The 14,162-nt window shown below is 31.1% G+C and carries 14 protein-coding genes; all 14 read right to left on the reverse strand.

All coding sequences use genetic code 11. From position 1 onward, the window contains the following. Nucleotides 1-272 precede the first annotated feature (272 nt). Nucleotides 273-1,325, reverse strand: coding sequence for an HNH endonuclease domain-containing protein (locus FH508_RS19660; RefSeq protein WP_173479481.1), 1,053 nt, complete (start codon nucleotides 1,323-1,325; stop codon nucleotides 273-275). Between the two features lie 23 nt (nucleotides 1,326-1,348). Continuing rightward, nucleotides 1,349-1,675, reverse strand: coding sequence for a nucleoside triphosphate pyrophosphohydrolase (locus tag FH508_RS19665; protein ID WP_173479543.1), 327 nt, complete (start codon nucleotides 1,673-1,675; stop codon nucleotides 1,349-1,351). Between the two features lie 730 nt (nucleotides 1,676-2,405). Further along, nucleotides 2,406-3,095 carry an HNH endonuclease gene (locus tag FH508_RS19675; protein ID WP_173479480.1) on the reverse strand — a complete coding sequence of 230 codons (690 nt, stop codon included), beginning with the start codon at nucleotides 3,093-3,095 and terminating at the stop codon, nucleotides 2,406-2,408. Continuing rightward, nucleotides 3,095-4,648 carry an AAA family ATPase gene (locus FH508_RS19680; RefSeq protein ID WP_173479479.1) on the reverse strand — a complete coding sequence of 518 codons (1,554 nt, stop codon included), beginning with the start codon at nucleotides 4,646-4,648 and terminating at the stop codon, nucleotides 3,095-3,097. Before FH508_RS19680 ends, FH508_RS19675 begins: the two co-directional genes overlap by 1 nt. Nucleotides 4,649-5,282: 634 nt before the next feature. Next, nucleotides 5,283-5,504: a hypothetical protein gene (locus FH508_RS19685; RefSeq protein ID WP_173479478.1), complete on the reverse strand. Its 222-nt coding sequence runs from the start codon at nucleotides 5,502-5,504 to the stop codon at nucleotides 5,283-5,285. A gap of 25 nt (nucleotides 5,505-5,529) precedes the next feature. Further along, complete coding sequence (locus FH508_RS19690) at nucleotides 5,530-5,772, reverse strand: hypothetical protein (RefSeq protein WP_173479477.1); 243 nt, start codon at nucleotides 5,770-5,772, stop codon at nucleotides 5,530-5,532. A gap of 311 nt (nucleotides 5,773-6,083) precedes the next feature. After that, entirely contained in the window at nucleotides 6,084-6,647 is a 564-nt protein-coding gene (locus tag FH508_RS19695; RefSeq protein WP_173479476.1) for a recombinase family protein, read from the reverse strand. 149 nt (nucleotides 6,648-6,796) lie between these two features. Beyond that, nucleotides 6,797-8,563, reverse strand: coding sequence for a DNA/RNA helicase domain-containing protein (locus tag FH508_RS19700; protein WP_173479475.1), 1,767 nt, complete (start codon nucleotides 8,561-8,563; stop codon nucleotides 6,797-6,799). Between the two features lie 53 nt (nucleotides 8,564-8,616). Continuing rightward, the gene (locus FH508_RS19705; RefSeq protein ID WP_217270364.1) at nucleotides 8,617-8,823 is read right to left on the reverse strand and encodes an HNH endonuclease; all 207 of its coding nucleotides are present in this window, start codon (nucleotides 8,821-8,823) and stop codon (nucleotides 8,617-8,619) included. A gap of 27 nt (nucleotides 8,824-8,850) precedes the next feature. Beyond that, nucleotides 8,851-9,372, reverse strand: coding sequence for a DUF3427 domain-containing protein (locus FH508_RS19710; protein ID WP_217270363.1), 522 nt, complete (start codon nucleotides 9,370-9,372; stop codon nucleotides 8,851-8,853). A 66-nt stretch (nucleotides 9,373-9,438) separates the two neighbouring features. Beyond that, nucleotides 9,439-10,179 (reverse strand): hypothetical protein, encoded by a 741-nt coding sequence (locus FH508_RS19715; RefSeq protein WP_139860125.1) that lies wholly within the window; start codon nucleotides 10,177-10,179, stop codon nucleotides 9,439-9,441. A gap of 108 nt (nucleotides 10,180-10,287) precedes the next feature. Continuing rightward, a complete protein-coding gene (locus tag FH508_RS24180; RefSeq protein WP_139860123.1) occupies nucleotides 10,288-10,677 on the reverse strand; it encodes an HNH endonuclease in 390 nt (129 codons plus the stop codon). A 115-nt stretch (nucleotides 10,678-10,792) separates the two neighbouring features. Next, nucleotides 10,793-11,125, reverse strand: coding sequence for a pathogenicity island protein (locus FH508_RS19720; protein WP_228134163.1), 333 nt, complete (start codon nucleotides 11,123-11,125; stop codon nucleotides 10,793-10,795). A 374-nt stretch (nucleotides 11,126-11,499) separates the two neighbouring features. Beyond that, nucleotides 11,500-14,088 (reverse strand): phage NrS-1 polymerase family protein, encoded by a 2,589-nt coding sequence (locus FH508_RS19725; RefSeq protein ID WP_173479473.1) that lies wholly within the window; start codon nucleotides 14,086-14,088, stop codon nucleotides 11,500-11,502. Nucleotides 14,089-14,162 lie beyond the last annotated feature (74 nt).

A 14,162-nucleotide genomic window follows, 5' to 3' on the forward strand; every position in this document is an offset into this window, starting at 1 on the left:
TTGACATGACAGGGTTTTGAGATACTTATAAGAATCAAACTTTCAAATAAAATTAATTACTGCTAGTAATTCTTCTAATTAAAATACACTCATTTTGGTCTCTCGTGGTCTCCCATTTTCGAGAGACCATTTAATTTTTAATATAATAGTTTCGTTAATACCCCCTATTCGTGTGGCTCTATCAGGTCATCTTTAAACAATGACACACTATACCACAATATCGGAAACCCCGCCCCTGTTGTTAATCCAATCTTCACATAAAAATTACATAGTTAAAACCCAACATCATATTCAAATTTAGGTTGCCACTTAGATCTATTTATGGACTTCGCAAAACCATATATAGTATTTAAAAAGCTTGCTCTTTTCTGCGGGTTTTTCCCTGTTCGCATAATTATCGTTTCTTTTAGTGGATGATTACTTTCGATTAGATACTCATTACGTTTATACAACCGTTGTAAAAGATGGTCTTCAGGTAGTCTAGCAAACTTTCCATTAACTTCTCCTCTATTACAATCCTGACAGCTTAGAACTAGATTCCAAACACCATTTAGGTCTAAATCATGTGTACTGTTGAACTGTGTTGATAGTGGCACGAAATGATCTATATCACAAGTATTCAATTGGTTACTTTCAATTGAAATCGGTCTATAGCAATAGAAGCATTTGCCCTTTTGATACCCATTTAATGGCTTTCTAGCAGAAGTTAAATTAATTCTTTCATGTGATAACATAAACTGCTGTGGAGTTATAGGCTTTAAAAAGAAAAACTGCTCAAGGTCTGTATCAAACTGAACTTCTAGTTTTGGATTTCGTTCAGTCCATGCGTTTTCTACTAAGTTCCATCTACCTTCAATTTCAATGAAAATATTTTCTTTTTGTGAACTTTCATTCAACAAATATATGCTATCAGTCAAACTAATACCTAAAGTCTTTCCTTGTATGGACTTCTCATAAAATCTTTTATCCAGCTCACCATTAGGAATGTTATGGAAGGCATCTATAACATTGTTAAACCCTACTTTTACAGTAACCTCAAGTAACTGTTCCCACGTAATTTGGTTTTGATGAAATAAATCTAATGCACTAATAAACCTAGATGACTGACTTGTTATTTGTCGTTTCCCATTCCTAATATGCTCTAACATATACTTTGCAAATATAGGGGATAATTCTTCTAAGCTCACAAAACTTTTATTACTTTCGCCTAATTCAAGTAATGTTTTAGCGAAAGCAAATTTATAAGTTGCTACGTTTCTTCCAAACAAGTAAATCGAGCGAAAATTCGATTCCAAGGTATTATCATTTTCTAAGTAATTATTCATCTAGACACTCCATTGAAAATTGGTTACTTATCCTCTACATCTATTAAATATATCGCCTTTTCAAATCCCCCACGTTTAGCCTTCTTCTGCCTACGAATCGCTTCTAGTTCTTCATAACTTACACCTAACGCACTGATAGCTGTATGTACTAACTCTAATACATCAGCTAATTCTTCAACGCTCTCATGAGTAGTATCTGCCGCATAAAACTCTTTAGCTTCTTCAATCATCTTCGCCTTAACTTCCTTTAAAAGCTCACTAGACTCTAATATTCGAGCGTTATAAGCTAACCCATCTGCTTCGATAATCTCTAAAATCTTATCTCTTACTAATTTATTATACACAGGCATAATCTTTAGCTCCTTTAACATGTAATTTACAACCTTACTTCTTCTATTGTACTCTAAAACTTCCCTTTTAATAAAATTAAAATTACCCGCAAATGAGACAAAAATACCTGCTAACACACTCATAGCAAGTATCTCTTACAGCTCCATATTGACATGTTTTCACGCTTTTAGTTGGTCTAATTTGTAATCTCCCTTAATAATACTACACACCATTTTTAGCCATCAGATAAATTTTCCTCTTATCTAAAAAAGTGCCGGTTTCCATAGAAAACTCACACTCAATAAATTTATATAAAAGCAATAATTCCTCGAAACTATAATTAGCAATCAGATCTAAAACATATAAGAATTTTAAAACGTCCCTCTACATTAGCTGGGATTAAGCCTATTTAAGCTAAAGGGTTACGTCATTCTCACTCCCCATTTTTTTAATCAATGAGTATAATGCTAATCCTCTCATTATTAAAGATCGATTAGGGCACGAAGATATTAAAACTACACTAAGTACATATTCACATTTATATCCTAATGTAAATTCTGAAATAGCTACTAGTCTGAGCGGCTCTATAAAATTAAAAAATACAGAAGTCAAGAGTACTAAATTCCAAGGTAATCAATATTTCAAATATAAAAAATGAAGTATTTCCTCACTATAAATATAAAAAGTCTATCGATTTTATTGAATCGATAGACTTTTCTATATAAAGGATTACTAAAAAATAATTTAGGATCATTGAACACTTGGCTTTAAAAATAATTCACCAAAATCTTTCATCAATTCTTCTGAATCTTTTATAATCCATCTCTTAAAAGACGTAAATGCTGAAGCATCATGTAAATGCCTTTTTATTTTATTCTTAATTAATTCCATATTCTCAGTTTCAGAATATTTTTCTGCCTCATAGTATAAAAATATAGATTTTTGAAAATCTCTTAAGTCACTTATTAGATATTCTCTAAGGTTTTGAGCTTCGATATTTTTAGTTGCAGTACTTCCATTATAAACTTTCTCTAATAATTCAACTGTGTTGAGCGTTTTTATATCAGCTTTAACTGAACTTACCGAAACGAATTTTCTAGGGAACAAATCTATATGAAGTCTGATATTATTTTCTACGTCATCATCTTCTAAAGTACAATTTAAAATATTATCATATTTAGCAAGTTTAGTATTATTACAATGACCACAAGCATAATATAAATTTCCCCAATCAAACTTAAGATCAATATCCTCTTTATGTGGAATAAAATGTTCTACGTTAATATTTGTAGGTCCATCATGTTCACAAATATAGCATTTATTATGAAATTCTTCTTTTAACTGTTTAATTACATCTTCTTTATTATATTTTCCGCTTGCTTTCTTTTTTTCAATCTCCAAAGAGCTAGGCGGAATTTCAGATTTCTTAATTGTAATCATTAAAAATTCCACCTACCATAACTATTAATTAATGTATAATACTTAAGTTTCGCTTCCTCTGAAAGTTCATCTGGGAGTCCCCTAAAGAATGAATCTAATTCTATTAATTCTATTTTTTCGTCCTCATTCTTTTGTTCTTTTGATAATAACACCTCTAATTTATTTAATTTTTTTATTAACTCTTCCCCGTACTGATTAGTATTAAAGTAGCTTTCGATTATTCCTTCATATGAATAACCTGACAAATCATCCAACCTAATTCTATTTTCTAAATCATAAATAATTGCATTTGATATAGAACTTAGTACAAATGGAGAATGTGAAGTAACTATAAACTGCAAATTGGGAAATAAATTAATTAAGAAAGGTAAAATTTTCTTTTGGAGACTTACATGTAAATGTGTTTCAATTTCATCTATAAGTACTATACCTTCTACATCGTAACTGGTTTCAATTTTCACGTTATTTTCCATTCGTAAAATTAAATCTGAAACAATATTAATAACCGACGAAAATCCGTCTGACAAGGTATTAAAACTATATTTATCTTTTCTATCTTCTTTAAAATATATATTTAAAGATTTAAAGTCGAAATTAATCTTTAAAGATTTACTTTCAAATAGATCTTGTAAATTTAGCTCAAGGCGATTAAACCATTTTGTAATTTTTTCTACCGTTTCAATATCATTTTCCTGATTTGCAAAAGCTTGTTCTGCTTTTAGATTTACTAAATATTGAACAAAGACATTTCCAGGATTTGAGTCAATTGAATATGATATATTAGAATTTATTTTTTTTATAGCTTCTGGTTCAATCATTCTAGTAACTCTTTTAGAATCAAAATAAGCAAGAATAAAATTCCCCTTTTTAAATTCATTTACTAAATTATTTCTAGTATTAAAATCTGGTGTCACCCCCATAAAATAACTTTCTAAGTAACTTTCTATACCTTCTCTTTCCTGATACAAAGTATCACAATTTTCATTGTTTTTTTCTGCTAACATTAGTCTTTCTTCATTAGCCTTTAAAGCGTTCTGCATTCTTTCAAGATTATTAAATTGGTCACCTTCTATAGAGTGCAAATATTTTTTTAAAGCTAATAAAACAGAAGTTTTACCACTTCCATTTTTCCCAGTAAGAATTAAGTGTTTTCTTTCATCAGTAGATAAAACAATTTCCATCTCCGATAAATGTCTAAGATTCTCTATATTTAACTTTGTAATGTAATGTCCTAGATTTTTTTTTCTGCTAATAGAATTGTAATAATCAATAAATATTTTATCGAAATTACGATCTATCACTTCCTTTAATACATCGTTTTCAAATTTATACACCGAATTATTCCAAAGACTATACAACATAAAATCCCATTCATTTTTATGTAGACCCATCTTCTTTACAATTCTATCCTGATTATTATTTATATCAATTACATTAACTAGAGAATTATTTACACTTGTATCTATTTCTAAAATATGCAATATCTTGTTTTCTAAATCTTTTTTTACTTCTACTTCAAAATTATTGTTAAAACCAACAAGTTCGACTTTCAAATTTACCACCTAACCTTTTTATCATTTTTACTTTATATCTATTTTATACCAAATAATAAATTATTCTATAAACATCATACGAAAAAATTCAGTTATTATCCCTTTTAATAAACTTTGGTATCACTAAATAAAGAAGCTTGGTAGGTACCTTATTAAATAAGGCTCTCTAAGCCTTCTCTAATTGATATTTAATTTTTCCAACTAATAGTTGCATGTGCTTACTCGTTATGTCATAAAGCACACTCGCCATCCATTGATATATAAGGGTTTTACGCTTTTTATCAAGACAGATTATTCCGATCAATTCATGTAATTCTTGTCTTCAATTATGGTAGGTGAACACTTGTTTTATAACGTTATTATTTTGAATAATGGACATGTCGATTTCCATGCGTGTATCAGGAGTGTTTATATTAGTATAGAGAACACTAATTTATAGCTAAATAGCCCCCCTTAATTTCACTACATTACCCAATATATAGGAAAACGAGATAACATTTGGTTACCTCGTTAAATTAATAATATTATCTACTTGCTCTATTATATTTAAAACTTTGCTCTAACATAAACTTTTATACGCACATAAACCATTTAACATTCCATCTCTTACTCACGTAAAAGAATGATTTTACCTTTAAACTAATTCATTCTCATATCTTGTATAATCTAATTCCATTTGAATAAAATTTACCGTTAATTTTATTAAAGCTTTTAAATCTGTTACATCTTTATTTTCCCATTTTCTTATATAGTGTGTTTCATCATTACCAAGAATAGTTACTTTTTCAGATACACCTTTTATTTTCGGATTTTCTATCCATTGCTTAATACAGTTGTATATCTTCAAAGGTTTCAAGAACTTCGACATTTTTAGGTATTGTCTAATAAAGTTCAGAGAACCCACTATACTTAGCATATTTTCCAATAAATAATGAATTACAATCAGAATTTACACATTGAAACAATACCTCACTATAGCCAACACCTTCTTCATATTTTGTATTTGTGAAAAGATATATATTCACAATAATTGTATGTCTACATACTGGACATTTCTTAGGAAGTTCTGGGTTTTCAAAATAATCAGATAGTATTTCTTCGTTTCCAATATAAGAAATTGACATTTACTTCACCTACCTTTTTTAGTTTTTTTAATTCATTATTAATTTTCTAATCCTATCCTTTAAGAATCCCTCACTGACATTACCTTCTTCGATTTCCACTCTTTCTATAAGAAAAATCAAATCCTAAACCATTAAAGGAATTATACAACCACGATCATCTTTAAATGCATCTGAACATCGTTTCATTAATATTTCAAAATCATCTATATCTCTAAAGCTATATTTCCAAACAGCCCTCCCTCCACTAAAATTATGCATTATTATAAATAATAAGCAATTTGGAGAAAAATCTTTATAATATTTTTTTGACTTTACTCTTTTAAGATTTTATATACCGTTGCTCTACCTATCCCATACACTTTAGCAATATCATTTGCACTTTCACCTGATTCAAATAAAGCTCTCACACGTTTCTTAGTTTTCTCATCTATGGCTGGTCGTCCTCCAACTCGTCCACGTTTTCTTGCACTCTCTAGTCCTGCCTTTGTTCTCTGTTGAATAATATCACGTTCAAATTCAGCAAATACAGCCAACATGCCAAACATCGCTTTTCCAGTTGGTGTGGTCGTATCAAATGCATCATTAATAGAAACAAACTCTACGCCCTTCTCATTTAGCTCCCCTGTTAATTTAAATAACTCTTTCGTGCTCCTAGCTAATCGATCAAGTTTATAAACAACAAACAAATCACCAACTGTAGCTGCCTTCATTGCATGTTCAAGTTCTTGTCTCTCAACTTTTCGGCTAGAGATTTTTTCTACATATAAAATTAGCTCTAATCTTTTTTCATCTGCATATTTTTGAATTGCTTGCTCTTGCATATCTAAATTTTGATCTTCCGTACTAACTAGACAATATCCAATTACACGTCCCATAAAAACACCACTTTCTATTTACTTATACGTTTTATATACAATTAATGATAGACGAGTTTATAGACAAAAACAACAAAAAAATGAAGCATAAACGTTAATTTATGCTCCGTATTCAAAATGTCTATTAAACAATGGTTTTATAGAATTATTTATACTAAACTTTTATTTTCAATCAGTTCTTTAAAATATTTTTTTACTTCAGGATTTTCAATATATACAAAGGTTCCGTAGATGCCTCTTGTTAATAGAACATAATATACCTTTTTAATATATTGAGTTAATCTACTTCCGTCATCTGTCCCTTGAATAGGAATTCCATTAGTATCATGATAATTTTCTATATCTGCAACTAGTTTCAATTCTCCATCAATCGTTTCAATGTCTAAATCATTTCCAATAATTACAGCCGCATAATCCAAATCCATCCCTTGTGCTATATGAATACATCCTATCTCGGTAAATTCTAAATTTTTTTCAGTTGTATACTTTAGCCAATTTTTTGTACTGAGTTTACTATTAGGTGTATTCCATCTTAAATTCACACCATAATTAGCAGCGTCCCATTCATATTTAGTTAAATCATCTTTAGAGATCCACTCTTTATAAAAGCCACTTAAAATTCTTGCATTCATATAACTTGCATTCGTTTTAGCTTTTATTTCATCAACCAGTTCTTCTAAAGAATCTACAATTTTAAATTTATAGCCATTGTTAAAAATTCCATTATCAAAATCGCTGCCCTCTAATTGTAGAATATTTCTAATCCCTTTAGTATAATTACTAGCTGGAATATTTGAAGAGGACTTAATTCGATATTGAGTTTCTAACTCAATCTTCTCGTAACCAGTTGTTTCATTTACTCTTTCCTTAAACTTCTCTATATCAATATCACTATCTCTAATTAATTGGAATTCATCATACATTAAAATTAAACTTTTTTTATAATTTTCAATGATATCAAGTTCCGTAAAATCCATATTATTTCTGTTTAATGTATAAGTACTTGGTAAATAATTATGTCGACCTTGAGGCTGTTTTAAACGATGTGCCTCATCAACAATTAACAATGAATACTCTTCAAGTGAAAAATCTCCTCTTTCCAGAGCGTTTCTATATGTCGCCAATGAACCAATAAAAGGTTTACTAGATTTAGAGACAAGTTTAAATAAATCTTTATAAATTTTAATCATTGATGTTTGATTCACTATTATTGCAACTTTTTTCTCAAGTCTTATCAACTCAAAAATAGCAGATGCCGTTATAAATGTTTTCCCAGTGCCTGGTTCTCCCTGAAGCAAAAGTTTTCTATTATTATCATTAGAAAGTCCAGCTTCAACCATTTTTTGAATAGCAGCAACTTGTAAGTCGTCTAGTATTTTCCCAAAAGGAGAATAATACTTAATCGGGTTTTTAATGACATCTTCTAATTCACTCTTAACAAATTTCCGTTCTTTAAGAAAACTCCATATCTCCGGGAATAATTCCGATTCAATTTCATATGATAATTCTTCTGCATGGGCTTGATTTATTCTACTATTCACTAGTTCTTTATCTTTAATCAATAAATATTCAGTGTCAATAAACTTCAATAACTTTGTTTCTAAAATATCTGCATTTCCTCTAAGATATCTACTGATTATAATAACCACTCTGTCGAATTGATTATGAGTAATATTTCCAGAAACAGTAGCCGGTTCATTAATGTGTTCCATAAATCGACTATTATTTGTATTTGTAAGGTACCTATTAGATTCACCAACATAAAACTTCTTCAAATCTGAAGTATATTGAATATAAACACAAGTTTTATTTGCTACTTCTTCAATATACTCTTCATCAATATTACGATTTTTTATATCTTCTATTGAAAAGTCATACGCAGAAAACCTATCTTTTAAATATCTTTTATTTTTCAAATTCATATCCTCTTTTCTAAACTAATGCCATTTTCATACTATAATTTGCAACACTAATTACTGTTCTTAATTCTTCTTAGTTCATCAATTGTATATGCTGGTTTCCTTCGGTGTAACATAGCATGACAATTCAAACAAACCGGTTTTAAATCTTCAATAGGATCCACTTCATACTCTTCAGCTATTGAACTAATTTCAACTTCATGATGAACATGAATATAATCTTCTCCTATTTTTCCATATGTATCTTTAAAGTTCATTCCACAAACTCGGAAACCATTACCATATTACCCAATGAATGCTTCTCTTGCATAAATATTTCTCTCGTATCTAGTTGTTGTATTTTCCTTTTTTGCACCCTCTATAAATTTTTTTCTTTCAGCAGCTTTATAATTAAAAGGGATTTTATTTAGGCTTTCAACAAATCCCCAGACAATATGTGCAGGTTTAGTATTCTCATAATCTCGTACATAGCCTAATCCATTGAAATTAAAGTTAGGATCTTTGCTATTTTCCCTTGTAAATATATATACCTCATATTCTCCATCCATCATATTTTTTATAGAAGGTGTCGTTAATGTATGATGGTTTTTACTAAACAAATATAACTCATTGTTCATTAAAATATTAGGGTAATCATGACCTGTTCTACCTGCTGTATCAATTGTAGCAAAAATAAAAAAACATGCTTGAAAAACTGTATAACCAGTTGCCAAGTCTCCACCAATCGCATCTGGATTTGAATGCCCAACAAAAGCTTTTATCTCTTTTCTCGAATACTTTCTTCCGATCTTGAATTTAAATTTCAAAATTCGCAACCTTCCCCCTGTAATATAGATAGCCGTATTAAGTATTTAAAAAATGTTAGACAGTATTCATTTTTTCAAAATAGCATTAAAAAGTTCAATCCTTCTCCCTCTATTTATAAATTCCTCTGTAATTTCATTAACTAATTGAAATAAAATTTGAACATCTTCAGAATTTTCTTTTCCCCTCATTTCTCTGGCCGAATATTTACCTTTTTCCGACAAGCATGTTCTTAATAGTCCATTAATAATATGTTCAGGACAATCGATTAAGTTTGCTTTCTTCTTCTCTGATAGCTCTTTTACCATAGAACTCAGATCAGCTGAACTTAAACCTAAATTTAAATGAACTAATAAACTTTCAATAGCTATTCTTAAAAGGGTTGCTGCTCCTCTTGATGATGATTTATATATTTTCCTTGCTTCATTATAATTAAGCTTCGATTCTACAGGTACATTTCTATCTGGTGGTGCTATTAACGTGACTGGTGCATGTATATTTTGTTCACTTTGCCAAGGTAATTCAACTCCACACCCTTCACAAACGCTAATACATAATTCATTGTCAAGCAAAAAAAAATCATTCAATCGACTTTCTTTTTCAGAACGAGTAAGCTTTACAAAATAATATTGATCTTCTATTCTCCAATGTTCACATGTATTTAAGTATTTATTTTTGTTGTTTTCGAGCCTATACCAATGATGCCTATGCTCTTTTCCGCAATGATAACAATAAGCGTATTCCTTTAAAAAGTTTTCATCTCTATAAGGTCTAATAATAATCCCTCCAAATATACCAATATTATACACAAAATAATTAACTACAGTTTCATTTAGGGAATATTTTTTGAATAAATGGGGGCAGTCGGTCGCCCTCCTTTTCCCCAAAAATATTTTTTATATGGGGGGATATATTTTTTATAATTTATATTTCTCGTTATTCTCATACGCAATCGCTTCTAGCTCGTATTGCGGTATTGTTCCATCTTCTGCTTGTTCGTGGTGTTCTCTGCACAAGGTTATTAAGTTGCTATCATCTAGCCGCCTATCCCATGCGCTCACGACTGGCTCTATGTGATGCACTTCTATTCCATCGAATGTATATTGTTGTGTCGTGTTGTATCTAAGTCTCAAACATATCTGACATAGATTGTTGTCACGCTCTCTTATGTATAGGCTCTTGTTTCGCCATGCTCTAGCCCTACGGAATCTATCTATATAAGTTACTTCCTTTTGCTTTTTCGGCTTACTGCTGCAAACGTGAGAACGTTCATGAATTCCACCACAATAACTACAACTGCGTTTCATGTTGTCTCACCTCGTTTTTTATGTTTTTAAAACTCACCAAACTCCTCCCTCCCTTTTCAAAAAAATATTTTTTTAACCTTAAGGATGCCCTCATCTATATTAGTTGACCTAAACTTCATTGAATGTAATAGGTAACCAGTGTCGTGTTTTTGTAGTTATATGCTCCTGTAACAAGCGGAAGATCTAATACTTTACCATCAATAAAATAAATCAATTGTGATGCAGCCTTTTCTTTAATCATCATTTCACGCTTTAATTCCGATAGAACGTTTATAGCTTCCGTATTCCAACCACTCCAGAAAACAATATTTTTATTTTGGTTACTACAAATATCAAAACTTCCCTTGTAATCAAATTCTTTTGCTTCAAATAACCGTTCTATTTCTACATAGCTAGTTCCAGGATTGCTTTGGATATACTTCAATACTTCTGATTTAATCTCGTTCATCTATTATCCTCCAATGCTAAAAATCATGAATTTATCTTCTAAAGTCGGACTCTTTATACTTCTTTGGTACCTTTACACACTTTTCATAGTACATGGTACTATTCATGGTACCTAGTAAACCCTTATATACCAAGGCTTCATGGCTAACGGTACCAAAAGTACCGAGTACCAAGATGAAAATAGGATATATATATAAATCCAAGCAAGAGCAGCTAAACTCCTTTCTCTTTCATCATGTATGTATATATATTTCTTGGTACTCTTGGTACTCTTGGTACTTTTGGTACTATTACTATAAAAGCCTTGATATCAAGGGTTTTTAAAGAGTACCAAAAAAACATTTCATTCATTTCAATGTGGTACTCATGGTACCGCTAACCCTTTTCCTCAAAATTGAAGCCTAATTCTTCAACAATACTCGGTTGGATTGCTACACCTCTGAATTTCCTTCCCTTATGTTTAATCTGTTGATAGTCAACTACGGTACCATTATTAATACTTTCAATACAGATTCCTCTACGTAGCCATTCATTACGTATAGTGTTTTGCTCTGACTTAAGAAAATCTTTTAGATAACTTGGTAAAAGATAAATAGTACGATTTTTATACACTGCCTTTGTTATTCCGCGTGGCAGATACTCTCCATACACTGCTCCTCTATCTGCATCTAAATCAGATAGAATCGACTCTAATAACTGCATAGGTTTATCCGTAGCCTTGTTTTGAGTGTTTATTTCATCAAACAAATGATAGAACTGCATCAAATCAATTTCTAAATTGAAAAATTCATTTAATAATCTACCTGTAAATACAATAGCTGCGTAATATCTTGCGATTCTACTAATAACCTCATTGCCTTGTGATTTCTTTTGAAATACATTATTGTATTCACTAAATTGTGAAAGTAACGTATTTTTCTTTTCTCGCCAATGACTCAAAAAATCTAAACCTATCGAACCGTAATAACTTTCAATAGAATTGTATAAGTCAGTGAAAAATTGATAGTTCTCGTCTTCAAACGGTAATCCTGTAATAGGTAAGATCCTAGCAGCTACTCCTCCAGCGCGTTCAGCGTAAGAGTTAAGTGAATCCTCTCCTGTGGAAAGCATTAAGTTGCCCCAAGTAAATTCACGTTGGGAACCACTAACAGAACCACGCCCTTTTGAACGACCACCACTAAAATTGTAAATAAAGCCTTGTAGCTGCTTTTCTTCTGCTTTTCTCGTATCGTCGAGAATGATTGGAAAACTATTTAAAAATGAGGCTTTTCTTTCTGCTGCGACTTTTGTCAAAGACCATTCTGAAATTAAATGTTCGGTACCCCACACGCTCGCACAGGCCCTTAAAACAGTTGTTTTACCTTGTGAAGTCACACCCGATAAATCAATAATAAAAGGTTTCATTTTCAAGTCTTGAAGCAAAACCGATGTAAATGATGCCAATACCATTAACAAGGCTTTCGGATGCTTCTTAATTGGTTTAAATACATGTTCAATCCATTCTTCACTTGTTCCTGATGTTTGGAAAGCTTCGAGTAATTGCCTTTCTCCTATATCGGGAGGTAAAACTGTCACACCATTCGCTGTTAATGGATGAATGAAAGTATTTTTTATATGTCCTAGCCTTTCAACTAGATGCTCATGATCTAAATTATTTACCATGTTCAATCTATCGAAATAAGTGATTAAGTGTTTTGCATTGTTATCCGTAACAGCTAATGACTTATACGAAAGTTTTAATAGCTCTTTTTTTATTGCAAGATCACCAGCTGGTATAACCTCTTTATATACTTTTCCTTTGTCCGACCAGGATAGCTCAAGATATAACTGTGGATGCTCCACATTCATAAACGAGCGTGTAATAATTGGAGTTTGGCGACATATTAAAACTTCTAATTCCTCGATTTCACCGTTACGGTCTTTCTTCTCAATAATTTGATACAAACAGCCATTTTTTGAAATATAACCTTTAGGAAAAACAAACGAATCATTTACTTGTATCAGTAATTCATTATTCTTTTTATAATCCGAAATAGTTTCTTTCTTAGTAGAAATAGCCTTTATAAGTGTTTTTTCACCATAATGTAATTCACCTCTACGTTCGTCCCATTTATCACGCATCAAGCCTGACTGTCTAAACATTCGATCCATCTTCCAATAATCTTTATCACACCAAAATGCAAGGGCATCACAAAAAGATAAATCAGTAGATGAATGATCCTTATTAATAATTAATTCACCACGGTACATTGCTTGGATTTTATCACCTTGTTTTGACTCAAACATACGCTGCCATGTTACAGAATCTTCTTCTGAATTTGTAACTCCTTGTGGAATAATTACATTTGCATATGCTGCTATTTCATCACGAGTGAAATAGATTTCTAAAAGTTCAGCTACTTCGTCTGTTCGTTCCTGAATCTCATTTTCATTTTCTCTATCTCCTGTGAAGGTAAAGTAACGGCCATGCGAATATATTTCTAATCCAAACTTCGAGCTCTTTTTACCTGTTCCTTTTACCCAATCAGGCATTTTACCTTTCACAATCAAGTGAACTCCTGTTTTACTGGGTGAAAACTCTGTATATGAATCTAGTGAATCTATTACCCTAGTTGCAACTTCGTTAAATACTCCATTCTTGAAGCATTTATCTATATCAATGCCTATGTATTGATCTTGCTCACTAAACATAAAACCAATACCGTCATATCTCCCAGTACGTGCTGCTGATACTGCATCAACAAATGAACTCCAAGTATTTGCATCATTAGAACGAGCTTCACCCCCATTCACGCTATAAGGAACTTTAGTATTTTTTCCTTTGCGTGACTCTAATCGCCACACAATCCAATTGTTAAGCTGCTGAAGCTCAATAGGAATCTCATTGTAAGAATCTGTTTTCATTTGTGGAAGTATAAATTCATTTTGATTCGCTTCATAAATTTGTTTTGGGCTCTGTTGCATTCGTTATCACCTTCTTTCAAAGACACATCTTGATGTTTTTAGCTGTCCACATCTTGCCCCCGCAAGACTATTTT

It is taken from the genome of Lysinibacillus sp. CD3-6 (assembly GCF_006351725.2).
Classification (GTDB): domain Bacteria; phylum Bacillota; class Bacilli; order Bacillales_A; family Planococcaceae; genus Lysinibacillus.

Bases quoted from the DNA above. Each gene is read 5' to 3' on its own strand.
- FH508_RS19660 (WP_173479481.1), bottom strand. From the start codon at position 1,325: ATGAATAATTACTTAGAAAATGATAATACCTTGGAATCGAATTTTCGC.
- FH508_RS19665 (WP_173479543.1), bottom strand. From the start codon at position 1,675: ATGCCTGTGTATAATAAATTAGTAAGAGATAAGATTTTAGAGATTATC.
- FH508_RS19675 (WP_173479480.1), bottom strand. From the start codon at position 3,095: ATGATTACAATTAAGAAATCTGAAATTCCGCCTAGCTCTTTGGAGATT.
- FH508_RS19690 (WP_173479477.1), bottom strand. From the start codon at position 5,772: ATGTCAATTTCTTATATTGGAAACGAAGAAATACTATCTGATTATTTT.
- FH508_RS19695 (WP_173479476.1), bottom strand. From the start codon at position 6,647: ATGGGACGTGTAATTGGATATTGTCTAGTTAGTACGGAAGATCAAAAT.
- FH508_RS19705 (WP_217270364.1), bottom strand. From the start codon at position 8,823: ATGAACTTTAAAGATACATATGGAAAAATAGGAGAAGATTATATTCAT.
- FH508_RS24180 (WP_139860123.1), bottom strand. From the start codon at position 10,677: ATGAAACGCAGTTGTAGTTATTGTGGTGGAATTCATGAACGTTCTCAC.
- FH508_RS19720 (WP_228134163.1), bottom strand. From the start codon at position 11,125: ATGAACGAGATTAAATCAGAAGTATTGAAGTATATCCAAAGCAATCCT.
- FH508_RS19725 (WP_173479473.1), bottom strand. From the start codon at position 14,088: ATGCAACAGAGCCCAAAACAAATTTATGAAGCGAATCAAAATGAATTT.